The 22,545-nt window shown below is 61.7% G+C and carries 18 protein-coding genes and 2 pseudogenes; 11 read left to right on the forward strand and 9 right to left on the reverse strand.

Going from position 1 to position 22,545, the window contains the following annotated elements; translation table 11 throughout:
* Positions 1-140: 140 nt before the first annotated feature.
* Positions 141-769 (reverse strand): annotated as a pseudogene (locus tag JI744_RS15140) (IS5 family transposase); the annotation flags it as partial.
* Positions 770-899: 130 nt separating this feature from the next.
* Between JI744_RS15140 and JI744_RS15145 the strand changes: the two are divergent.
* Entirely contained in the window at positions 900-1,619 is a 720-nt protein-coding gene (locus JI744_RS15145; protein ID WP_202661980.1) for a GntR family transcriptional regulator, read from the forward strand.
* Positions 1,620-2,345: 726 nt separating this feature from the next.
* Here the strand turns inward: JI744_RS15145 and JI744_RS15150 are convergent.
* The gene (locus JI744_RS15150) at positions 2,346-3,221 is read right to left on the reverse strand and encodes an alpha/beta hydrolase family protein (RefSeq protein WP_202661981.1); all 876 of its coding nucleotides are present in this window, start codon (positions 3,219-3,221) and stop codon (positions 2,346-2,348) included.
* A 273-nt stretch (positions 3,222-3,494) separates the two neighbouring features.
* On the opposite strand from JI744_RS15150, the pseudogene JI744_RS15155 reads away from it, so the two are divergent.
* Positions 3,495-3,839, forward strand: a pseudogene (locus JI744_RS15155) (IS110 family transposase); the annotation flags it as partial.
* A gap of 38 nt (positions 3,840-3,877) precedes the next feature.
* Here the strand turns inward: JI744_RS15155 and JI744_RS15160 are convergent.
* The 3 genes from JI744_RS15160 to JI744_RS15170 all read right to left on the reverse strand — a co-directional run bounded on the left by JI744_RS15160 (position 3,878) and on the right by JI744_RS15170 (position 6,662).
* A protein-coding gene (locus tag JI744_RS15160) for an IS3 family transposase (RefSeq protein WP_202661982.1) occupies positions 3,878-5,007 on the reverse strand; the annotation gives its coding sequence in 2 pieces (ribosomal slippage) (positions 3,878-4,773 and positions 4,773-5,007; 1,131 coding nt in all).
* Between the two features lie 153 nt (positions 5,008-5,160).
* Positions 5,161-5,769 (reverse strand): SMC-Scp complex subunit ScpB, encoded by a 609-nt coding sequence (scpB, locus tag JI744_RS15165; protein ID WP_202661983.1) that lies wholly within the window; start codon positions 5,767-5,769, stop codon positions 5,161-5,163.
* A gap of 2 nt (positions 5,770-5,771) precedes the next feature.
* Positions 5,772-6,662 carry a DUF1403 family protein gene (locus JI744_RS15170; protein ID WP_236019481.1) on the reverse strand — a complete coding sequence of 297 codons (891 nt, stop codon included), beginning with the start codon at positions 6,660-6,662 and terminating at the stop codon, positions 5,772-5,774.
* A gap of 127 nt (positions 6,663-6,789) precedes the next feature.
* Between JI744_RS15170 and JI744_RS15175 the strand changes: the two genes are divergently transcribed.
* The 8 genes from JI744_RS15175 (at position 6,790) to JI744_RS15210 (ending at position 15,935) form a co-directional block, all read left to right on the forward strand.
* Positions 6,790-7,893 (forward strand): tyrosine-type recombinase/integrase, encoded by a 1,104-nt coding sequence (locus tag JI744_RS15175; RefSeq protein ID WP_202661984.1) that lies wholly within the window; start codon positions 6,790-6,792, stop codon positions 7,891-7,893.
* Between the two features lie 58 nt (positions 7,894-7,951).
* A complete protein-coding gene (locus tag JI744_RS15180) occupies positions 7,952-8,836 on the forward strand; it encodes a recombinase family protein (protein WP_202661985.1) in 885 nt (294 codons plus the stop codon).
* Positions 8,837-9,129: 293 nt separating this feature from the next.
* Positions 9,130-10,275: a plasmid partitioning protein RepA gene (gene repA, locus JI744_RS15185; RefSeq protein ID WP_202661986.1), complete on the forward strand. Its 1,146-nt coding sequence runs from the start codon at positions 9,130-9,132 to the stop codon at positions 10,273-10,275.
* Positions 10,265-11,194, forward strand: coding sequence for a ParB/RepB/Spo0J family partition protein (locus tag JI744_RS15190; protein WP_202661987.1), 930 nt, complete (start codon positions 10,265-10,267; stop codon positions 11,192-11,194). Before repA ends, JI744_RS15190 begins: the two co-directional genes overlap by 11 nt.
* A gap of 203 nt (positions 11,195-11,397) precedes the next feature.
* A complete protein-coding gene (locus JI744_RS15195) occupies positions 11,398-12,510 on the forward strand; it encodes a helix-turn-helix domain-containing protein (RefSeq protein WP_202661988.1) in 1,113 nt (370 codons plus the stop codon).
* A 127-nt stretch (positions 12,511-12,637) separates the two neighbouring features.
* Entirely contained in the window at positions 12,638-14,809 is a 2,172-nt protein-coding gene (locus JI744_RS15200; RefSeq protein ID WP_202661989.1) for a ParB/RepB/Spo0J family partition protein, read from the forward strand.
* Positions 14,810-14,908: 99 nt separating this feature from the next.
* On the forward strand, positions 14,909-15,382 hold the full coding sequence (locus JI744_RS15205) for a hypothetical protein (RefSeq protein WP_202661990.1): 474 nt from the start codon (positions 14,909-14,911) through the stop codon (positions 15,380-15,382).
* Between the two features lie 388 nt (positions 15,383-15,770).
* Positions 15,771-15,935, forward strand: a complete 165-nt coding sequence (locus tag JI744_RS15210; RefSeq protein WP_167384016.1) for a hypothetical protein — start codon at positions 15,771-15,773, stop codon at positions 15,933-15,935.
* 241 nt (positions 15,936-16,176) lie between these two features.
* On the opposite strand, the gene JI744_RS15215 is transcribed toward JI744_RS15210, so the two are convergent.
* The 3 genes from JI744_RS15215 to JI744_RS15225 form a co-directional block, all read right to left on the reverse strand.
* On the reverse strand, positions 16,177-18,612 hold the full coding sequence (locus JI744_RS15215; protein WP_236019482.1) for a S8 family peptidase: 2,436 nt from the start codon (positions 18,610-18,612) through the stop codon (positions 16,177-16,179).
* Positions 18,518-19,600, reverse strand: coding sequence for an AAA family ATPase (locus JI744_RS15220; RefSeq protein ID WP_202661991.1), 1,083 nt, complete (start codon positions 19,598-19,600; stop codon positions 18,518-18,520). The genes JI744_RS15215 and JI744_RS15220 overlap by 95 nt, the downstream gene beginning before the upstream one ends.
* 291 nt (positions 19,601-19,891) lie before the next feature.
* Entirely contained in the window at positions 19,892-20,212 is a 321-nt protein-coding gene (locus JI744_RS15225) for an H-NS histone family protein (RefSeq protein ID WP_202661992.1), read from the reverse strand.
* Between the two features lie 426 nt (positions 20,213-20,638).
* Here JI744_RS15225 and JI744_RS15230 point away from each other — a divergent pair, with 426 nt between their 5' ends.
* Positions 20,639-21,043 carry a single-stranded DNA-binding protein gene (locus JI744_RS15230; protein ID WP_202661993.1) on the forward strand — a complete coding sequence of 135 codons (405 nt, stop codon included), beginning with the start codon at positions 20,639-20,641 and terminating at the stop codon, positions 21,041-21,043.
* A gap of 139 nt (positions 21,044-21,182) precedes the next feature.
* Here the strand turns inward: JI744_RS15230 and JI744_RS15235 are convergent, their stop codons facing one another.
* Positions 21,183-22,322 carry a hypothetical protein gene (locus tag JI744_RS15235; protein ID WP_236019483.1) on the reverse strand — a complete coding sequence of 380 codons (1,140 nt, stop codon included), beginning with the start codon at positions 22,320-22,322 and terminating at the stop codon, positions 21,183-21,185.
* Positions 22,323-22,545 lie beyond the last annotated feature (223 nt).

A 22,545-nucleotide genomic window follows, 5' to 3' on the forward strand; every position in this document is an offset into this window, starting at 1 on the left:
CGTTGCCGCCCTCACACTAATCGCAACCCGGTCGCGGCCACTGGCAGGCCGATAAATGAAAACTGCGCCCTTTTCGGGTCGCGCTACGGTTGATCGTGGCCTGTTGGATCCGAGCTTTAGGGTCAGGACTCGTTCTGGCATCATAGCCAGAACATGACGGTGGCGGCGAGGGCGACGGCGGAGAGGAAGACCTTCGGGCATCTGTCGTAGCGGGTCGCGACCCGTCGCCAGTCTTTCAAGCGCCCGAACATGATCTCGATCCTGTTGCGGCGTTTGTAGCGCCGCTTGTCGTGCTTGATGGGCTTGCCACGCGACCTCCGCCCCGGGATGCAGGGCTTTATCCCTTTGTCTTTCAACGCTTCCCTGAACCAATCGGCATCATAGCCCCGGTCGGCCAAGAGCCAGTCAGCGGAAGGCAGGCTGTCCAGAAGCGTGGCCGCTCCCGTATAGTCGCTGACCTGGCCTGCCGTCATGAAGAACCGGATCGGACGGCCATCGGCATCGGTGACAGCATGCAGCTTGGTGTTCATGCCGCCCTTGGTTCGGCCAATCAGACGGCCCCTCTGGTCACTCGGCCCCCCTTTTTCGACCGCAGGCTGGTCGCCATGCGGTGCGCCTTCAGGTAAGTCGCATCGATCATCACCGTCTTCGGAACGGCGGCCTCGGAGGCCAGCCCGTCCATCATCCGCGCAAAGATGCCCTTGTCACTCCACCGATTCCAACGGTTGTAGAGGGTCTTCGGCGGGCCATACTCCCGAGGCGCATCACAACTAGGGTCGTTGTCGATAAGGTTTGCCGAGGGACATAGTGACGACAGACCAAATCATGAATGTATCGTGTCGACACAATGGTCGATCATGGTCTATCGTACGCAGACAAGCTGTCCTGGGAGTCGTGGCATGGGCAAAGACGCGGCACCAAAACGTGTCAAAGGTACAGGCGTAAAATTCGTCTATGAAACCTTACGTGACGAGATACTGGCGCTGGATCTCCAGCCTGGGGCCGTGCTGGACGAAAGCTCGCTGGCCGAACGCTTTAGCATGTCCCGTTCGCCGGTGCGCGAAGCGATCGTCCGGTTGTCCGCGGGTGATCTGGTTGTTACTTTGTCAAACCGTTCGACGGTGGTCGCGCCCATCGACGTGCAGAGCTTCCCGAAATATGTCGAGGCGCTAGACATCGCACAGCGTATGAATACCCGGCTCGCCGCCGAACTACGCAGTGACCTTGATCTGAGAACCATCGCCCGGCGGCAGAAGGAGTTTGTGACGGCCGTCGGTAAAGGCGAGCATCTCGCGATGTCCGAAACGAACATGCTGTTTCACATGGCGATCGCCCATGCTGGCCGGAACCCCTATCTGGCCGCTTTCTACGAGCGACTGCTGAACCAGGGCCGCCGCATGCTCCACCTTCACTTCGCCTATCTGGAGCAGGGAAGCGAGGAGGTTCTGCTGACGGATGAACACGACGAAATGCTGGCCGCAATCCGTGACCGCGACGTGGCCCGCGCTGATGCATTGGCCCATGCGCACACCCGGCAGTTCCGGGACAACTTCATGCAGTTCATGAAGCAGAACTATCTGAAAGACGCGGAACTCGTCGCATTGGGACCGGCAGCTTGATTTGCGCAGTACTGACTCAGTGTCTCCAGACGCCTTCTAACTGGCATTTCACTTGGACGCGGACTTAAGCACTCTATCTATAGTTTGATTGGCCGAACACGGAGTCCCGCTTAGTCCGGAGATCCTTATCGAGATGTCAGCCAAATAGGCTTGTCATCCATATCCGGAACCGACTCTCCCCGGCTGTCACTGTACCCTAATTAAACAGATTCTGCGGATTCGGAGCATTTCGGAGCGCTTCTATACCCTTAATTGCAATATATCCACAGGCTCGACGCTTCAGGATTTGACACTGCTTGAGCGCCTCCAGATTGCATCGGCCCGCGCCAGAAGCTTGACGATCTGCTTCGGGTCCAAGTTCGGAGATGGCCTGCCGGGCCGCACGCAGAGCGCTCTCGGATGCACTTGGGCGGGTCATTACATGTGCTGTGAGCGCGGGTCGGATGCCCTGTCTCGGGCCGTCCTGGAAGCCGCCGGTCAAGGTTCTGCGATAATCTACGGGTCCGCTCGATCACCTGACGATGCCGAGGAAAGGCGCGGCGCAATTCCCGGACCACCCGGTCGCTTCCTCGTAGGGAGATGGCGGCACCCAACAAGGGACGGGTCATGCCGACACAGACCGCTGCAAGCGCCATCAAGATAGTCTACCAGCTGGCGCGCGAGGCGGGTCTGACCGAGATCGCCATTCCGGTGAATTAGGGCACCACCGCAGCGGTGCCCCATCGGTCAGAAGTTCGAGGTGAACCACTCGACCGTCTTGGGCGCGAGGTCCGCCTTGGCGATGGCATCGGAGGTTTCCGCGCCGAAATCGTGGTCGGAGTCCAGAAGCACCAGGTCCTCGGGCCCGACATGGTATTTCAACAGCTGGTTGCCCGCGATGGGCTGCGGGGTGACGATGGTCTCTTTCGCCCCGACGATGACCCGCAGCGGCCCAGGGTAAGAGGCGATGGCGCCCGCCGCCGACATCAGCGGGATCTCGTGGAAGAACTTGCCCTTCAGCGTGGTCTGCCCGCCCCAGGAGAGGTCGGCGGTGATCTTGTCCTCATCCCCCGCCGCAAGGCCCGCCGCGATCTTGTCGGCGCCCATGATGGTGGAATAGGTCGCCAGCGGATTGGTCACTGGCGCCCAAAGCACCAAAGCCTTGGCCTCGGGCCGCGCGCCGGCCAGCTGTGCGCCGACCAGCCCGCCCTGGCTGTAGCCTAGGACCCCGACCCGCTGGCCATCGACCGAGGCTTGGGTCTGCAGCCAGTCGAAGGCGTCTATCGCGTCCTGGGTCTGGCCGGTGAAGGTCGTGTCTTCCCAGGCGCCCGAGCTTTCGCCCGAACCCGCGAAGTCGATGCGCAACGAGGCGATGCCCGCCTTGGACAGCTCGTCTGCCATGAAGGTGAAAAGGCCGGTTTGTGTGCCCGCGATAGGGAATTCATCCTTTTGTCCGGTGAAGCCATGCAGCATCAGGACGACCGGGGGATGATCGACGCCGTCGGGCAGGGTCAGGATCCCGGCGATGGTCTTGTCACCCACCGGGATGGAAACCGGCTGTTCGGCCGCCTGGGCCAGCGTCGCCAGGCTGGCAAGCGCAGTAAAGCAAAGGTATTTCAGCATGATGCCTCATTCTGTTGGCCCCCCGTTTGGTCCGGGGGTCCGATCAGGCTAGGGAGCAACCTTGGGGTGCAGAAGTTCGCAGTGCCCACAATCTTGAAGCGATCTGACGCAGAGAGCCGCGCCCCCTTGCGTCAGGCCACGTCAGCCGAGCAGCCCGCGCATCAGCTCTTTCATCTCCTAGGCCACCTCGAAACGGCTCTGATGATGTGACCGCCCCCCGACGGCATCGATGTGCCAGGGTGGGTCTGCGATGATCCACAAAGGAGAGCGGTCATGTCGGAGATTATCACGGTCGGGCTCGATCTGGCGAAGAATGTGTTTCAGGTCCACGGGGCCGACGCTTCTGGGCGAGGGGTATTGCGGAAGAAGTTGAGGTGGGACCAAGTTCTGACGTTCTTCGGCCAGCTGCCGCCCTGCGTCGTCGCCATGGAAGCCTGTGGCGGCGCCCATTTCTGGGGCCGCGAGATCGGGCGGTCGGGCCATGAGGTGCGGCTCATCCCTCCCGCCTACGTGAAGCCCTTCGTCAAGCGCCAGAAGAATGACGCGGCGGATGCCGAGGCGATCTGCGAAGCTGCGCAGAGGCCGACGATGCGCTTCGTGCCGGTGAAGAGCGAAGAGTGGACCTGTCACGTATTTGTGCCGCCCCGAATGCTCGTTTAGGCGACTTGGCGTTCGAAGGCCAAGGGGCTTTTGCCTCCCAATGCTGAACGCCGACGGCGTGGGTTATAGAAGCCGTTGATGTATTGGAAGATGGCGGTCTCGGCCTGTCTGCGGGTTTCCCAAGTGCGCCGCCAGATCAGTTCGGCCTTGATGGTCTTGAAGAAGGTCTCAGCGGCGGCGTTGACATAGCAATTGCCTTTGCCGCTCATCGACGCTTGCAGGCCGTGTTCGCGCAGGACCTTCTGATAGTCGTGTGAACAGTATTGGCTGCCGCGATCGCTGTGGAAGATGCAGCCCCGCGGCGGCGACCGCAGGGCAATGGCCATCTTCAGGGCCCTGATCGCCAGATCACGTTTCATGCGATTGCTGACAGCCCAGCCGATGACGCGCCGGGAGTGCAGATCAAGGATGACGGCGAGATACATCCAGTCCTCACGGGTCCAGATATAGCTGATATCGCCCGCCCATTTCTGGTTGGGCCGATCTGCCGTGAAGTCACGGTCCAGAAGGTTCGGCGCGAGGTTGAATGTGTGGTCGCTGTCCGTCGTCGCTTTGAATTTCCTCGTTCTTTCAACAACGATCCCGTTCTCGCGCATCAGCCGCCCGACCCTGCGATGCCCGACATCGATACCGACCTCCTTCAGCTCTTCAGTCATCCTGGGACGGCCATAGCTGCCCAAGCTCAGGCGTGACTGCTCCTTGATGTGGGCCAGAACCACCATATCCATGCGCTGCCTGCGACTGGCTGGACGACTGCGGAAAGCACGCAACCCGCGCGGGCTGACATTCATCACCCGGCACAGCCGGTCGACCGGAAAGGCCCCTCGCTGTTCTTCCACGAACCGAAACCTCACGGCTTTAGACTCGCGAAGAACCGGGTGGCTTTTCTTAGGATGTCCCTCTCCTCCTTGAGGATACGGATCTCGCGCCGAAGCCGTTCGTTCTCCCGCGCAAGCTCGCGATCCTCGGGCGACACCACATCCGTGTCACGCTGTGCGTTCACCCATTTGTTCAAGGTCGATAAGCCGACCCCCAGATCATCCGCAACCTGACGGCGCGAAAGCCCGCTGGTCAGTGCGATCCGCACCGCATCCTTGCGAAATTCATCCGTCCTGACTGTGCTCATAGCTCATCTCCTTTGCTGCACATTACGTGGTCAAAGGAGCGGCACCAAACCCGACAGGTCCAACTGAGCCGGTCTTCGCCGGGCTCGCAGCATAATTGTGTCCTCTGGAAGGGCGTAATCAGAAGCCGGAAGAATTTGCGACGGAACCGTCGTCTAGACTTCCGGGCGCGCCGACAGGCCTGCCAGACCTGCATCGTCCGACTGCTCGCGGTCTGGCAGGTCGCGGAGGGACTGCATCCCGAAGGCGGCGAGGAAGGCCTCGGTCGTGACGAAGGTATAAGGCGCACCGCGGCGGGGTTCACGTGGGCCGGTGCCGATCAGGTCACGCGCGGCCAGCCGCCGGATCAGCTCGCGGCTGATCTCTTTGCCGAAGATGTCCTTCAGCCCGTCCCGGCTGATCGGCTGGTGCAACGCGATCGCCGCCAGCACGGCGAGATCGAATGCGCTCAGATCGAGATCCTGCCCGACAATATCCGAGGCGGCCCTGATTGCCGGGGCATAGGCGGGCTTCGTCCTCAGCATCCAGCCACCGCCCGCCCGGGCGACCTCATAGGGTCGTCCCTCCAGATCGGTTGCCAGATCCGCGATCAGAAGATCGAGCGAGGCCCGCTGCCCCACCACCTTGGCCAGATCCTCGCGCGCGACCGGAGTTGCGCTGGCGAACAGCACTGCCTCGATCCGCCGCATCCATTCGCGCCAGCGGAGATCGGCCGGCAGGTCAGACAGTTCGCGATCAAGGCCCGGTTCCTCGCGCCGCGCCATCGTCACAGTCCAAAGAGACGGAAACTATCGCGGCCGGTCAGTTCACGTACTACCCCAAGCTCGACCAGACGGTCACACAACCGCCGCGCGGCCCGGTCAGACATGAGGGAGTTGAGTGTGGCAGGTGCCAGCGCATCCCGGCTCAGAAACAGGTCGACAGCTTGGTCGGCGCCTCTGGCCCGCAGTCTGGGCGTCACGGTGCGGAAGCGTCGTGCCTGTTTGGCAAGATCGGCAGCGAGACGGATTGCCTCCCCGACCCCTGCAACGACCGCCCGGTGGCAGGCCAGCCGCAAGTCTTCGCCCCTGCGCGCAAGGTCGCGCGGTTTCATCGCCAAAGACAGCAGCGGCACAAGATGTTCCGATCCGGTCGCCTGGGCCAGCGCAGCATCGGCCAGGATCAGTGCCGTCGTTTCGGCGCGTGGCGCGTCAGAAAGCACGATCTCCATCACCGCCGCCGCCCGCGCGATCGGCGTGACTCCCTTCGCCTCGAGACAAAGCGCGATCAGCTCTGGAGAAACACCCTCAAGCACCTTGCCCAGCTGCGCCACCGAGATCGGCCGCGCTACCGCGCGTGACCATTGGCGGAGGATCCCGCCCGCCGGTCCGGGATCATCACCGGGACGTGTCAGATGCAGCGCATCGCGCAGCTGCGCCGCAGTCTCCCGCCGTCCGGAGAGCCCCACACAGAGCTCTGCCGCCCTGAGAGCCAGCCGATCCCGCCACAAGGCGTGGGGCAGTTCTTCGCTCTGAGCTACCAGATGCAGATGGGCCAGGGCCGCACCAGACAAAAAGGCCACATCTTCAGGGGTTTCTGCGCGCGCGGAGGTGATCCAACCCGGCATCCGGGCTACGGTGTCGGGGCCGTCGGTGATTGCAGGGGTTCGGTTCCGCATGCCAGCATGCCTATCGAAGAGCGGCGCTTTCTGCCAGAGAATAGTAGTCAAACCGCCGCACACTGCCGGTCTGCGTTATGTCCAATAAGATTGCATTATCGGACGCACAGAAGGTAAGCTCAGCGGCATGGAAAATCCGCCCGAGAGATACCCTTCAACACCGCCAAATCAGCGTATTGCCGACGAGGCTGACGAGAGCGAAGTCCCGGGCATCGCCCTGCCCTTCCATGTCGCTGGGTCTGGCGCGCTCGACCGGTTGGTGAAAACCGCTCTGGACTACGCACGTCAGGCCGTTTCGGAAAATACCCTGAAGGCCTATGCCAAAGACTGGGCGCACTTTGCCCGCTGGTGCCGGATGCGCGGCACCGACCCCCTGCCCCCGTCGCCAGAGCTGATCGGGCTCTATATCGCCGATCTGGCCGCACCGCAGGGCAAAACGCCGTCGCAGTCGGCATCACCCCTCTCGGTTGCCTCCATCGACCGGCGCTTGTCGGGCCTCGGCTGGGGCTATGCGCAGCGCGGGCAACGCCTCGACCGCAAAGACCGCCATATCGCCTCTGTGCTGGCCGGCATCCGCCGCAAGCATGCGCGGCCGCCGGTGCAGAAGGAAGCGATCCTGCCCGAAGACATCCGCGACATGCTGGCCACTCTGCCCCACGACCTTCGCGGGTTGCGCGATCGGGCGATCCTGCTGATCGGGTTTGCGGGTGGCCTCAGGCGGTCGGAAATCGTCAGCCTCGATCATGGCAAGGATGACACGCCCGGTAGCGGCGGCTGGGTCGAGGTCCTCGAAGGTGGCGTCCTGATCACCCTGCGCGGCAAGACCGGCTGGCGCGAGGTCGAAGTCGCGCGCGGTTCCAGCGAGCAGACCTGCCCGGTCCATGCCCTCGAACAATGGCTGCATTACGGACGCATCGACTTCGGTCCGGTCTTCGTCGCGGTTAGCCGAAACGGTCTGAAGGCCACCAGCGAGCGGCTGTCCGACAAGCATGTCGCCCGGCTGATCAAGCAGACGGTGCGGGAGGCTGGCCTGCGCCCCGATCTGCCAGAGGCGGAGCGCATCCGGCTCTATTCCGGCCATTCCCTGCGCGCGGGCCTCGCTTCATCCGCGGAGGTTGATGAGCGTTACGTCCAGAAACAACTCGGCCATGCCTCAGCCGAAATGACCCGTCGCTATCAACGCCGCCGCGACAGATTCCGCATCAATCTGACCAAGGCGGCTGGGCTCTGAACGCGCGACAAACCGGTCGTTTATTGACGACATATGAAATTGCAAACGGCCTGTTTTGATGCCCCTTTTCGGCTATGCGCGCGTCTCGACCGAGGATCAGACCCCCCTGCCCCAGTCGCAGGCCCTGAAATCCGCGGGCTGCGCCGAGATCCATGAAGAGCAGGCTTCGGGCGGGAACCGCGCGCGGCCGGTGCTGGCGCGGGTACTGGAACGGATCGGCAAGGGTGACACGCTGGTCGTCGTGCGCATCGACCGGCTGGCGCGGTCGCTGTCGCATCTTCTGGAGTTGATCGAGCGGCTAGCGGCCAAGGGCGCCTTCTTCCGCTCGCTCACGGACCCGATCGATACTGCCTCGCCGCAGGGCAAGTTCACTCTGCAGGTGCTGGGCGCCGCAGCAGAGTTCGAGCGCGCCCTGATCCGGGAACGCACCAAAGCGGGGCTGGCCTCGGCGCGCACCAAGGGGCGGATCGGCGGGAACCCGGGCTTACGCGCCCGCGATCCGGCCGCGCTGCGCAAGGTGCGGCTGGCGCGGGAGGACGGCTACATGGAACGCCTGAATGAGACGGCGCAGGACTGGTTGCCCCATGTCCGCCGCCTGCGGCCCGACATGGCCTGGGAAGACGTATTGCGCATCGTCAACGGCCCCCTGCCCCGCGAGCGCCAGTGGACGCAGAGCCGACTCTTACGCGCAGTGAACGCCTACGTCCGCGACGGCTTCCTACCCGAGACGGTCTTGGGCCGCGCCGGGCGGCGTGAAACCGATGACCGTCTGCCCGCCATCGTCGCGGCTATCAAGGGCGCGGATCCCGACATAACGCTTCAGACGATCTGTAACCGGCTGGAAGCTATGCGTGAGCGCACGCCCCGCGGGCGGACAAGCTGGCAGCCATCCTCCGTGACGATGCTGCTGGAGCGGGCTGAGAGGCTGGGGCTGCTTGAGTAAAATCGCGGGAATCGGCGATGCGATTCTGATAATCCACGCTCCTTAGGCATCCGCAATATATGTTGTGGCCACCACATCGCGCGCTACGAACTGTTGAAGCGATCTGCGAACTAGGTTATCCAAAGCACTGATACTTCGAGATTTTTTCTCGCCAGAAATAGGCCGCCTCAACGCCTCCAGGCCGCTCAACGGTTTGGTCTAGATTTATCCGCCAAAACTGTTAAGGTCTGCAAAACAATAAAGACTTGAGGGCAGTGATGAGCGGGATACGAGCATCTCAAAGATTCGACGTCATGTCCAAGCGGCTCGGTAGCCGGCTGCGTGAACATGCGCAGGAAACGTTCCCACCGGATGCCCAGAAGGGTCTCCGTCGCTTCGCAATGCGGGAAGCAGCCGATCTGCTTAGGATCAACCAGAACACCTTCCGCCATCACGTGTCAAATCTCGAAGGCTTTCCGGAAGGCATCCTCGAGGGTGGCAACCGCCGCAGCTTCTCTGCCGAGGAGATGGTCGAAGCCCAACGCGTCCTTCTCGAGACCGGCAGGATCAAGCCGGAAGAACACCCGCAAAGACGATCGGGAGAGCCTTGTCAGGTCCTGACAATCTTCAACTTGAAGGGTGGTTCGGCAAAAACGTCTACTGTCGCTCATGTGGGGCAACTGCTGGGCTTGCGCGGCTACCGGGTCTTGCTGATCGACCTCGACAGCCAGGCAAGCCTGACAAACCTGTTCGGGGTTACTCCCGAGCTCGATCCGGATATGCCGACCTCCTACGATCTGATCCGGTCCGAGGGTCCACTTCCCGCATCAGAGATCATTCGCAAGACGAACTTCCCGACAGTTGATCTGATCCCAGCCTCTATGGACATCATGGAGTACGAGTTTGAGGTTGCCTTGAGCTTCAGACACGGCGCCACCACGTTCCACAGTCGCATCCGTGAGGCACTTGAGCCTGTCCTGAACCAGTATGACGTGGTGATCTTCGACACCCCGCCGCAGCTGAACTTCTCGGTGATCTCTTCCCTCTTTGCTTCGACCGGGGTCCTGATCCCACTAAACGCGTCGATGCTCGATGTCATGTCGCTGGCGAGCTTTCTGGGCATGGCGAGCAACCTGATGGGCGTCGTCGAGGCACACGCCCCTGAGCATGGCCTGAACTTCGTGAGGGTCCTGATTACCCGATACGAAAACACCGACGGTCCGCAGGTTCAGATTTCGTCTCTGCTTCGGACAGTCCTCGGGGATGCTGTGCTGTCGGCCGAGTTCCTGAAATCAACAGCGGTGGGCGATGCAGCAAACACGCAGCAGAGCATCTTCGAGGTCGAACCTCGCGACGTGAACCGCCGAACGTACGAGCGCGCGATCGAATCCGTTTCGCGCGTGACCGACGAAGTCGAACGCGAAATCCTCAAGGCATGGGGGCGTAGCCATGGCGCGTAAGGTCTTTGGGGACTCACTCAAGAACGCGATGGGTAAAGCGCCGACGTCGGACGAGGATGCGTATCTCGATCTGAAGCGCACGAGCCCCACTGTCGCTCGTGCGCAAGCATCCGTGATGGAAGAAGACAAACACGCCACGCGCCTGATCGACCCGAGCACCGTACGGATGTCCGCAGTCATGGATCGTATCGATCCGAGCGATGGCCTTGAGGAGCTCGTCTCGTCGATCCGTGAGCACGGGCAAAAGGTACCGGTTCTTGTCCGCCGAACCCAGGACGGCGCACTTGAAATCGTCTATGGGCGCCGCAGGCTTCTCGCATGTCGTGAACTCGGTCAGAAGGTGCGCGCCACGGTCATGGAGATGACCGAAGAGGAAGCACTGATCGCCCAGGGCGTGGAAAACAATGCCCGCCAAGACCCATCGTTTATCGAGAGGGCTCTGTTCGTCGCCGGGATCATTCGGGAACTTGGGAAAACAGACGAGACACGCAAGAATGCCCAGACGATTGCGTATCGGGCACTTCAGGTCGACGAGTCGCTCGTCTCACGGATGAACCGTATCGCGACCGGCATTCCGATGGAGCTGATCCAGGCTATCGGACCTGCACACGGCGTTGGTCGGCGGGTCTGGGAGAAGCTTTTCAGACTGTGTGAGAAGGACGTCGCAAGAACCAAAGAAGTTGCCCGCGAAATCCCCCGTAATTTGCCGGGCCCAGACCGGCTCGACGCAGCGGTTACTCTCCTCACGGCCACCAAAGCGACTACACCCAAGGTTGAGCCAGGTGAGCGCGTGAAGATCGGCCGCAAGGGCAACCGCATCACCATAGATGTGGAGGCTGATCTTGCCCCGCGCGTTGAGGAAGCCGTCCGGAAACTGGTCAGCGAGCTTCTTGACCGCGGTCAAGATGGCCCAGAGTGACGACCCCGTGTCTTGACCGCGGTCAAGACATCAAAAGCAACGAGCAGAAACCGAAAGGAGGACCGGCTAGAAAAGGAAAGACCCCCCGAAAGCGGTGCTTCCGAAGGGCCTCAATCAGTCTCGACACCTGATTGATACCCCCAAAACGAATCGATTTCAACACCGCTCGCGGTGACCGGGGAAGCTTTTTCTTCCGAAACAGCATGAGACATGTATCCCAAACACCAACCGCCCTGGCGGAACGGAGAACTATTGCCTGCCCTACTACTTATGAACTTCTGGGACCGGTACGCGCCCTCCGGAAGGAACTTGGCCTGTCGAGCAATGACGTCACCGTGTTGACGGCCCTGATCAGCTTTCTTCCCCGCGATCGGGACGCCACCGATGGTGAGACGACACTCAAGCTTACCGTTGTGTTCCCCTCAAACGCCTCCTTGTCTGACCGCGCAAACGGCATCGATGAAAGGACCCTACGTCGCTGCTTGGGCCGCCTGAAAGCTGCCGGCCTCATCGACCGTAAGAACTCGGCAAACGGCAAACGCTTCCCTCTTCGGTACGGGGGCATCATCCGGGACGCGTTTGGGATCGACCTGAACCCGCTGATACAGAGCCACGACGCCCTCGCAGCCGAGGCCTCAAAGGTCGCGGAAGAGCGTGAACGCCTTCGCTCCCTCAAGGCAGAAGCTCTGGCCCTGCGCGCTTCGCTCCTTCAAGACGAGCGCCTCGTTGAAGAACGGTTGTCTTCCCTCGGAATGGTCAGGAACATCCTTCGACGAGCAACGCTAACGGCCGACGCAGTGTTGCAGATCATCGCTGGTCTCCGCGAGCTCGGAGCCAACACCGCGCAAAGCTACGGAGAGAGCCAGAGTTCAGGCGCACCCGTAGATGAAATCCAAGCACGCGACCAAGCCCACATCGATGATTGCACGCGCGAAATGTCCGCCAGAAACGGACAAAATGACCGGCAGATAGAGTCCATAAAAAAAGAACTTATAAAGAAAGACGGGCACGCAAGGCAGACCAGCGCTGACGAAAGCATTGCAGGACCATCCATGAACCGCGACCCTGCAAGAATGGCATGGACAGACTTCTCATATGTCGCCGACTTCTTTCCAGACGCGCCTCAAACAGGAGAAGCCCTCAACCGCGTTCTCTTCGACATCGGTCGATTGCTTAGAATACGCCAAGAAAAACTGATGCGTGGCCTCCAGAAAGCCGGCGCTGGACGCCTTCTACTGATCTTGGACTACCTATTGGGGAAGGGCGAAGCGATCAGGCAGCCCGAGGCATACTTCGAAACGATCCTGCGCGCATAGAACATCCTGGTTGCACTTCTTGACCGCGGTCAAGACCGGCGATGAGAGGGAAAGGACCGAAGGCTGAGGGGTGACGGGAAGTGAGATCGGGAGAGTGGCTTCCGGTGCCCGTCGTGGAGAAGATCTGATGGCGAAAGCAGCCCAGAAAGTCACCCTGTCTCCCTCGCGGGACATCCCCTTCGACAAGCTCGTGCTGAGCCAGTCCAACGTGCGGCGCATCAAGGCGGGCGTCTCGGTCGAGGAACTGGCCGAAGACATCGCGCGGCGTGGGCTCCTGCAGAGCCTGAACGTCCGGCCCGTGCTCGACGTTGACGGGGTCGAGACCGGCACGTTCGAAATCCCGGCCGGTGGCCGTCGGTTCCAGGCGCTGTCGCTGCTGGTGAAGCAGAAGCGGCTGGCGAAGACGGCGCCGATCCCCTGCATCGTGCGGAATGCTGCGTCGGAAATCCTGGCCGAGGACGACTCGTTGGCGGAGAACACGCAGCGCGTCGCCCTGCACCCGCTCGACCAGTTCCGCGCCTTTCAGGCCTTGCGCGAGAAAGGTCAGGGTGAGGAGGCGATCGCGGCGGCCTTCTTTGTCACGCCCCAGATCGTCAAGCAGCGCCTGAAACTCGCCTCCGTGGCCCCTGCCCTGCTTGATGTCTATGCCGAAGACGGCGTGACGCTGGAACAGCTCATGGCCTTCACCGTGAACCCCGATCACGCGCGCCAGGTGCAGGTCTGGGACGCAGTGAAGAATTCCTGGAACAAGGAGCCCTATGCGATCCGGCGCATGCTGACCGAGGCCGCGGTTCGGGCATCTGACCGTCGCGCGGTTTTCGTTGGCACGGAGGCCTACGAGGCGGCGGGAGGTGTCGTATTGCGCGACCTGTTCGAGAGCGACGCTGGCGGCTGGCTCAGGGACCCTACCCTGCTCGACCGGTTGGTCGCGGATAAGCTTCACGCCGAGGCACAGGCGATCGCGGTCGAGGGCTGGAGGTGGATCGAAGTCTCGACCGACTTGCCCTATGGCTACAGCCACGGGCTGCGCCGCCTAGCGGGTGACCCCGCGCCGATGAACGAGGAAGAGAGCGCGGCGCATGCGGCGCTGCTCGCGGAGTATCGCGCGTTCGAGGAGGAATACTCGGGCCAAGACGAATACCCCGAGGAGATCGACACTCGGCTCGGCGAGCTTGAATTGGCGACGGAGATTCTCGAGCAGCGGCCGCTGATCTTCGATCCCACCGAGGTCGCCCGTGCGGGTGTCTTCGTGACGCTGGATCGGGACGGAGGTCTCACGATCTATCGCGGCTACGTCCGTCCCGAGGACGAACCGCGGGAAGAGTCCGCGGTCCAGAACGTCGGTGACGCGGATACCATGGGGCAGGGCGGCGATGCAGGTGTTTCCGGATGGCAGCCCACTGCGTCGTCTGGTGGCGGAACCGTCATCACCTCGGGTGGTCAGCCGATCGGCGCGGACCTGTCCGAGGATGAGGATGACGGGGCACTGAAGCCGCTGCCCGAGCGGCTAGTTTTGGAACTGACTGCCCACCGGACCCTGGCTCTGCGCGAGGCCATTGGGCGTTCCCCCGACGTGGCGCTGACGCTCCTGCTCCTGAAGTTCGTCACGGATACCTTCCGCACCTCCTCCGCGTCGGGCAGCTGTCTCGAAGCCTCGGTGCGTCACGTCTACATGTCGGCGCAGGCGCCCGATCTGAAGGACAGCGTGGTGGCCAAGTTGGTCGACGAGCGTCACGCGGCCTGGGAGGCCGATCTGCCCCTCGGCAATGATGCTGCGCTCTGGGACTATCTGACGGTGCTCGACCAGGGCAGCCGTCTCGCACTCCTGGCGCATTGCCTCAGCTTCGGGATCAACGCGCTCCATGAGAAGGTGAACCCCTATGGTGTCGGTATATCGGCCTCCGGCCTGGCCCGACGCATGTCGCATGCCCATCTCGTGGCCCGCGCGGTCGATCTCGACATGGTCGAAGCGGGCTGGGAGCCGACGGTCGACGGCTATCTCAACCGTGTGCCCAAGGCCCGGATCCTCGAGGCCGTGCGCGAGGCGAAGGGCGAGGGGACCGCGCAGCTCCTCGACCATCTGAAGAAGGGCGAGATGGCCACCGAGGCCGAGCGGCTTCTGAAGGGCAGCGGCTGGTTGCCCGAGGTTCTGCGCCGCGGTGATCTGGTCGCGCTGGACGGCCAGGAGATCGCGGAAGGGCAGGGGGAAGACGCGGTTCAGCCCGAGGAGGTTGATCTCCCGGCCTTCCTGACCGCCGATCTGCCGGAGAGCGTCGCGCCGATGATGGCTGCGGAGTGATCTGAGCCATCCGGGGGCGGGGAAACCCGCCCTCTCTCTCACAAAATACAATAATATCAATATGATGAATGCGGATTCTCGCATTCGGGATGAGGAATCATGTCTGCAACAACCATCATCGACACAGCCCCACTGGGGGCGCTGATCCGCTACACCGACGGCAGTCCCAAGCCGCCGGCACGTTTCACCAAGAAGCTCGCAGCCTGGGAGAGATCGAACGGCGTCGGCCGTCTCGTGAAGAAGGAACCGTCGCGGGCCTATCCGACCTGGACGGCACCGGCGTCGTTCACGCTGCACGAGGGGAACTTCTCCTCGGATGGGGTAATCCTCGTCACCATCATGCGCAGCCATTCGGCGGACAGCCGGCTGATCTTCGAGGTGGCCGAGGAACCCAAAGCCGGACAGGTGCGCGTGCTGGTGGACTTCGGCGGCAACACCGAGCTGCTGCATTTGGCGGAGTCCATCACCGCAGCCGAGCTCTGGATCGCGCGGGAAGGCTATCGCAACGCGCGGCTCGAAATCGTCGGTGCCGAGGACGGCGATAGGGCAGGGGGCACGGACTTGGCCGCCTGAGCCCTGACATGGCGTGAGGGGCAGGTCCGCGGGCGGGCCTCTCACCGACCACAACCCGTCCCGCGATACCGCGGGGCGCCAAAGGGTCCATCCCCCAAGACGGAGGTCTTCAACCAAGAGCCTGGCCGGGAGGCTGGTGGCGTTACAAGCATCAGCGGGACAACCGGCTCCTTACGTTTGGGCACCATCCCCCGCTCGCCATTCCCTTCTTTGCCCCGAGTCCTGTCTTCGAGATCAACCCGCGAGGGGTCGGACTGCGGGCGGAGCCCGTGCCGCCGGGTGGATTCGGGCGAGCCGAACGCACCCGGTGATGTCAGCCAGTCTTCGGGCCTGCGGGGTCCTGTCGCGCGGGGGATGGTCCCCCGCCTCCAAGACAGGAGCCAAACAGATGTCCCGTAAAGATGCTCACGCCTTCGCCGCCTCCCTCGCCGCCACGCTCATGGTTTCGATCGTCGTCTTCCAGGCAGGGGATGGAACCTTTGGCGCTGTCCCCGCCGATGAAATCGACGGCGACGAGGTTCAGGTGATCGCTGAGGTCGACCCGTGGGCATGATGCCCACGGCCTCGAAGGAGGCTCAGGATCGGAGCAAAGGCTCCGCTCCGAGCCTCTCGCCCGTCAACCGTTTCGGCGGACCACCAGTCCGCGTCCATCCTGCGATGCCCTAGCCATCCTGCATCGGCTGGCCCGACGGGCTGCCGCACAGAGCGGGAGTGCCTGATGCAGGTACCGCGTCGCGCGCAGCATTTCGCAAAAGCTAGGAAAAATGCCTTTGCCGCTGAGCACCGCTTGGACGCTACACTGCAATTTGGGCAATGTTCAGATTCGCGATCGCCGCTTCGATTTCTGTGTAGAGATCGGCCTCAACAGCACCGGCATCCAATTCAACGACAAGCACAAATCGTGCCGTTTTCTGTCCCACATCTTTAATCGACTTAGATTTCCACCATCCCGCCACCGGGTGGACAGCAAGGAGATTTCGGCGGGCAAGATCCGAGGCGGGACCACGAAATTCATCGATGTGCAGGGAACCGACATCACGTCGGTTACGACCGAATATCCAGCCATCATTGTCGGCAACCGGCTCCGCGTCAGGGTCATCAGCCAGTTTGTTAATTCTCGCCTGGAACTGCGCCTGGTTTTCGTTCGCACGGTTCAACTTGAACCTAAGATTATGGGAGGCGTAGCGGAACTTCGACCCGCGGGCGGCTTCCGAGGGATTTGGTTCGATGAAAGTGCTGAGGGTCACCCGAAGCGTGACTTCGGTTGCGCCTAGCTGCCGAAGCACTTCTTTGGGCCACGGAAGTTGGAAGAATTTCATTTGGTTATGGATAGGCTCGGCACCAGCGGTCGTACTCGGTCGATACGGGTTGATCGTATCCTGGACGATGAGCGACAGGGCATTTGCGGCGCTGCGGCGGGCGCGCGCCTCGTCGGGGACGCCGTAGCCGTACCTCTGAAACAGCCGGGTGAAGTCGCCCTTTGAAGGATTTGCCGGAAGGTGCGACTTCATCTGCCGCGTCCATCGTGCTGACGAGACGAAGATCGCCCGGATCGTTTCCGGCCAGAGATGGGGATAGTCTTCCCAGAGCTCTGTAATCGCTTTGGCCGCCAGCGCCGTCGCAGCGCTCGTATCGGCAGTCGTTGTGAGCGAGCGCAAAGGATACTGGTGATCTGTGGTGAGCAGCGAGAGCGCCGAATGCTTCATCGGCGGTGGAAGGCGATCCTGAACCCAGTTGCCGCCTTCCATTACCACGTCCGGCTTGATCGGCCAGTGACTCGACCAGCTAGCCGTCCGGGATGACGGAGCCAGATCGCCGGGAAGGGCAACTGCCTGCCCGGGCAGATCAGCAGGTATCCTCACCTTCTCGGTGTAGGCGCCAACACAGATGGAATTCCACGCCTGGGCTGGAGACTCAATCTCGTGGTCAGGATCATCGCAGATAGAGAGGTAGTCTGCACCTTGGAAACGATTCTGGTCCGTATTGCCTGCCGAAATCACGAACAGCCGCTGTCGATGTTGATTGCCTGACACCCCTGCAGTCAGTTGATCAATTTCGCTCGACCATGATGTCGGCGCGCCGTCATGGGGCGTGTCTTCGTCAGTAGTGCTTGCCATAGAAAAGGTTCGCCCGCGTTCTGCATTCGCTTCGACCGCGTTGACGGCATTCAGCACCACGGCTCCCAGCAGATGGTGCGGGTTCTGGCCTGCATCAGGGATGATCTTCGCGGATTCGAGTCGGTGCCCGATATGCACCGGCACGTTGCTTTGGATGACCGGGAGAAGGTCTCCGTAGAGCGAAAGACCCGCCAATTGCGTGCCGTGCCCATGAACATCGTTCAGACCCCAACCCGGTTCTGCTGCATGGCGGTCGACAGGGTCAAGGAAGGGCTGGATGAGCGGGTGGTTTAACCCGATGCCGCTGTCGAGGAGCGTGATGAATCGCGGGTTCACAGAGTGGGGCGGCTGCACCAGCCCTTCCATCGCCTGAGCCCACGCCGCCTGTTCCTCCGGCGGAATTCCTTCGAAGTAGTCGGACAGAACGGAGGGCGCTGCCAGAGCCTTCACCGTTCCGAAGCTGCGAACGGCGTCAGCGATCTGATCATGGGTTCCATGACCGACGACGACAACGTCTTCGGGAAACTGCAGGCGATCGCCTTCAAAACGGATCCCGAGCGCCACCGCACGCTCCAGAAATCGGTCGGCTTCGGCTCGCTCTAGCCATATCTCCCAAGGATGGACCTCTCCGTGGGCGGGGAACTTCGCGGCCGGACTCCGCCACAGTGCCCTCAACCCAGCTTCGACGATGGCGGAGATGCTTTGCACCAAGTCCGCGTTCTTTGGTCGGCCTTTTGGCGTCTCTTCTCCCTGAAAGGCCTCAATCTTTTCTCTAAGTTTGCCAACACCCGCAGCCGAAGCAAAAACGGTGGCCCTGGCTGGCGCGTCTACGTTCTCGGGGTCGGTGGAAACTCTGAGAAGATGGAGGCCACTCGCATCCAAGCTCTTCGTCACGAAGGGTTCGTTCGGCCTAGCCTGGATTTCGAGGTAGACGCCGGGCCGGTTCTGTGCGGTGGGATCACCGAGGGCGTCAATTGCCCGCAGCAGCGCCTGAGCATGCGCGCGCCGGTTCGGGACGTCACTCGGTCGATTTGCTTGGCCGCCGCCCTTGGCCCGAAACGCGACTGCTTGTCCTAGGCCGTTTATGATCAGATGAGGGCGATTTCGTTCCATTCAGCGATGTTCCAAGTCCTTGCAACGAACGCCTGCGCTCCATTGAGGCGACAAGCGTATCCGTCAGAATATTGTCTGTGGAGGACAAAACAGCGCGTCTTCCCGCGTCTTCGCCCGCTGCAACAACATCTGCCGTCGATAGGCCTTCGGCAACGCTAGATACAGCGTCCCAGTCCACACCATCAACATTGAAACCGACAAGACGGCGGCGCATCGCCTTCTGGACGGCCTCTCTGGAAGGCAGCTCGTAGGGCAGCACCAGTTCAAAACGCCGAAGAATTGCCCGGTCGAGGATTTCGGGAATATTCGTCGTCGCGACGACTATCGACGGGCCAGTATCCTCATCGAGGAACTGCAAGAATGAATTCAGAATTCGCCTTGCTTCACCAACGTCGTTCTCGTTCCCACGAGATGCCGCCAGTGCATCGATTTCGTCGAACAGGTAGACCCCGCGCGTCGTGCGGATTGCATCAAAGATTAGGCGCAGTTTTTGCGCGGTCTCACCCATGAATTTGGTGATGAGCCCATGCAGAAGCACAGTGAACAAGGGGAATTTCAGCTCGCCGGCCAATGCCTCGGCGCTCAGGGTCTTTCCTGTCCCCGGTGGGCCAGAAAAAAGAAGGCGTCGCCGCGGGTGCAGACCTTTCTTCTCGAGAAGGTCGCGCTTCCGGGTCTCGACGACGATGTGCCGCAATTCTTCGGAGAGGTGGTCCGGCAAGATCAGATCGCTGATCGTGGACGCGGGGTAGCGCGCACCCAAGATGCCCGCCAGATCGCCGCGCGGTGCTGCCAGCGGGGTAAGCTTTGCAATACTGCTCTGGCGCGGAACGCTGGATGCCTCCGCCCACTGGCGCAGCTGTTCTGCGAGCCGAGTATGGCCGCGCTGGTCTTCCGCGGCGGCAAGCTGCATCGCGAGATCGAAGAAACGCTCTTCGTCCCCCTCCGCATGGCTCTTTACGAGCCCGATAAGTTGCTGTGCCGACGCCATAATCGAGCCTTTTCGACCTTCTTGCGCGCGGTCAAATATTTCGCGCCTCCGGTGACAGTCTAGCAATTTCGCGGACTGAAACACCAGCGAAACCGGCCTTGCAGCTAGGTATTTCCCGCCACGTTGCCTGAGGGACTCAGCTGTTCACCTGCGCGTACGTCCTTGTCCGTGAACGCGCCGATCCGTCCGTTTTGACATCTCCAGTTCACGTCGTGAATTGTGTGTTGGGTGGAAGGTTATGGCCGGCAGCCAAGGGGTGGACCTGAGGATGTTTGGCTCGGGCATCGCCATTCAGGCGATGGCGAGGTCCTGCGGGATATTCCCCGCATCCAGCGCAGCGACAAACCACTGCGGTTTCCGGCCCCGGCCCGACCAGGTGAGGGTCGCGTTCTCAGGGTGACGGTACTTCGCCACGGCAGGCGCTCGAGAGGCTTTCACCTCGACACCGATCAGCTCGGCGAGGGAGTAGCCCATCTCTTTGGCAATCGCGTCGAGCTTGGCGCGGGCTTCGGCCCTCTGCCGGTCTTCGTAACTGGAAATCGCCTTGGTGAGGTCCTTCTGCAATTGCTGCAGTTCCTTGAGCGACAGTGCCTCGAGATCGAAATCAGCCATTTGGCACTCGTGTCCTGAATGATCGATCCCGGATAGCCGTCCAGTCGCGATATCGCAAATCCCTTGGAGTTCCCTGCGATAGGGCAGGTGGTGGGTTCCCACGTCTGCCGCAGGGTCGTTTCGCTGGAACAGGCCTCAGACCTGCCGCCCCGGCAAGGAAGGACGGGTTCTGCAAGGGCCTCAGGTCGTTCCCATCCCCGGCGCCATCCCTTCGACTGACAATCCCCTAAGCCTGTTCGGCCTCATGCGAGCAACCCCGCGTCAGTCCGGGCCGTGTTGGCCGCCTTCGGCGACCTGCCCGCTCCACCCCGGCCCTCTGGGGGTTTCCGGCCGCCGTTCCGTCGCCCGTGCACGCCTCACCCGACAGGCTTTTTCCGGGTCTTGTCGAAGGGACGGTCCCGGGGACAGGAAACACAGGAGCTTACCATGCAGAACATCGTCATCCTCGCCGGTAACATCGGTCAGAAGCCCGAAGTCCGCTCGACCCAAAGCGGCACGACGATCACCAACTTCACCCTGGCCACCTCGCGGCCGCGCCTCTCGGAAGGTCGCGTGATCCGCGACGAGAACGGCTACCGGGTGATGGACACCGAATGGCACCGCATCACCTGCTTCAATGGCCTCGGCAAGACGGTCGCAGAGCACTGCGACAAGGGCATGAAGATCCTCGTCCAAGGCCGCATCCACTACACGAAGTGGACCGATGCGGCCGGTGTGGACCGTTACGGCTGCGAGATCATCGCCGAGAAGGTCGACTTCCTCAGCCGCCCGAAATCGGCCGAGGGTGAAAGCCCCGAACTGGTCGACCGCGACGACGAGATCCCGTTCTGAGGAACGGGGTCTCCCCCTCGGGCCCGGCGGGGAAACCCGCCGGGCTAAAGGCTTCTTGGAGCCGCCGCACATGGCACGAAGGCTCGCCCACCAGTGCCGAACAACTTCGATGCGCCTGATCGCCCACTGTGCGCGACAACTAGCTTCCGTCCTCGTCTCCGGTGGCGCCGTGACTGCGATAGGCGTCGAGCATCAAGCACGTATACTCGACGGTGCTTTGCGTTGTGGTACCCAAGCCGGGCCATGCGAAAAGAGGATCTGACCAAACGACTTCTTGTTCGATCTCGATCCCGAGCAGTGCTGCGACTTCGACTGCTGTGCTCGGTTCCTTGTCCTCAGGCCAGTAATGCGTCTCGAATGACACGACCACGTCGAGATCGTCATCAACCCAGATCTCGGCCAAGCTCGCTCCCAAGCGCTCGCTGGCATTGGTGGCATCTTCGAACAGAGCAGTCCTGATCAAATGGGTCACCTTGTCCTTGTTGAGATCAAGTCTTGGCCGCGGATCGACGATAGAAATGACGGGCTCGATTTCTTGGCCTTCGGCGCGAGTTTGGACCGGCACAGGTTTTTCCTCGTTCGGTTTCAGCCAAAAGGCGTCTGGGAAGATGTTGAGCGGAGATGCACCGCAGCCGGGGCAGTGCCATTGGTGCGTAGCGATCTGCGGCCCTGTGATTTCTGTGTTGCAGTGGAGGCAGTACCAGAGGTTTGACTCCGCCATGTCCAGGAACGGATGACGGACTTTCCCCTCTGCATCCGGCTTGGTGGCGCGCCGTGGCCAATCGGCAAATCGTCGCGCCTTGACGCTCTGCATCAGCTCCTTGGCGATCCCGACCGCCTCCGCAAGCAGCTCACGATCATTCATCGGGCTGTTCTGGGCGTGCGGTAGGTCGATTTCAACTTGCGGCGCTGCCAAGGGGTTTTCCCGCAGAAGAATACGCCAGCCGTGACCATTCATGCAGACATCGCCGAGCATCGTTTTCAGCTCGTATGAATACCCCTGTACCTCACCACGGGTGATGACATCAGGCCCCCCGAAGACATGGTCGAAAGTTGCGCCCTCGTAGGAAGGGATCTTGTCCACAATGGCTTTGATAGCGGCGACCTGCGCTTCGGACGGGGCCCACTCCCCTTTGGCGCTGCCCGTCAAAGCATTCCAATGAGGAAAGCCCAATCGAGTAGCAACAAAGTCGAGCGCCACGTGCTGCGCTTGCCCCGTTGCTCTGGCATAGCGTTTTGCCAGAAGTTTCAATGCCTTAAGTTTGTCGTTGTCTGTCATGATCCATGTCCAAGCTGGATCCGACTAGGTGCCCGCTGCTAATCAGACCCGCCGATGGCATGAAGTCTGCTTTACGAAGTCGAAAACGCTGCAAAGCTTCGCGTGGCGGGCACACCGGCCTGCGATTGAGGCCGCCTTCAACCTCTGCCATTTTCCGGAGACGGTCAACACCAATAAGCTGAGGGCGCGATGTTCCTCCGACTGAGCGCCGTGCGCCCGAGAG

The organism is Fuscibacter oryzae (assembly GCF_016765795.1).
GTDB lineage: Bacteria > Pseudomonadota > Alphaproteobacteria > Rhodobacterales > Rhodobacteraceae > Fuscibacter > Fuscibacter oryzae.